Genomic DNA, 728 nt, shown 5'->3' on the forward strand with positions numbered 1-728 from the left:
ATCCGGATCGAGGACAGTGTGTGGTGGGTAGTTTGACTGGGGCGGTCTCCTCCCAAAGCGTAACGGAGGAGCACGAAGGTACCCTCAGCACGGTCGGACATCGTGCAATGAGTGCAAGAGCATAAGGGTGCTTGACTGCGAGACAGACACGTCGAGCAGGTGCGAAAGCAGGTTCTAGTGATCCGGTGGTTCTGTATGGAAGGGCCATCGCTCAACGGATAAAAGGTACTCCGGGGATAACAGGCTGATACCGCCCAAGAGTTCACATCGACGGCGGTGTTTGGCACCTCGATGTCGGCTCATCACATCCTGGGGCTGAAGTCGGTCCCAAGGGTATGGCTGTTCGCCATTTAAAGTGGTACGCGAGCTGGGTTTAGAACGTCGTGAGACAGTTCGGTCCCTATCTGCCGTGGGCGTTGGATGTTTGAGAAGAGCTGCTCCTAGTACGAGAGGACCGGAGTGGACGACCCTCTGGTGTTCCGGTTGTCACGCCAGTGGCATTGCCGGGTAGCTATGGTCGGACGGGATAACCGCTGAAAGCATCTAAGCGGGAAGCCCCCTTCAAGATGAGACATCCCTGAGGCCTAGAGCCTCCTGAAGGGCCCAGCGAGACCAGCTGGTTGATAGGCACGGTGTGGAAGCGCTGCAAGGCGTTGAGCTAACGTGTACTAATGGCCCGTGAGGCTTGACCCTATAACACCCAAGGGGTCTGGTCGTGATGATAACGA

Annotated in this window: 1 rRNA gene; it reads left to right on the plus strand. The window is 56.9% G+C overall.

The window, feature by feature from the left end:
• Nucleotides 1-693, plus strand: a 23S ribosomal RNA gene (locus IE061_RS17905); the annotation flags it as partial.
• Nucleotides 694-728 lie beyond the last annotated feature (35 nt).

Source organism: Vreelandella hamiltonii (assembly GCF_014651795.1).
GTDB classification, from domain to species: Bacteria; Pseudomonadota; Gammaproteobacteria; order Pseudomonadales; family Halomonadaceae; genus Vreelandella; species Vreelandella hamiltonii.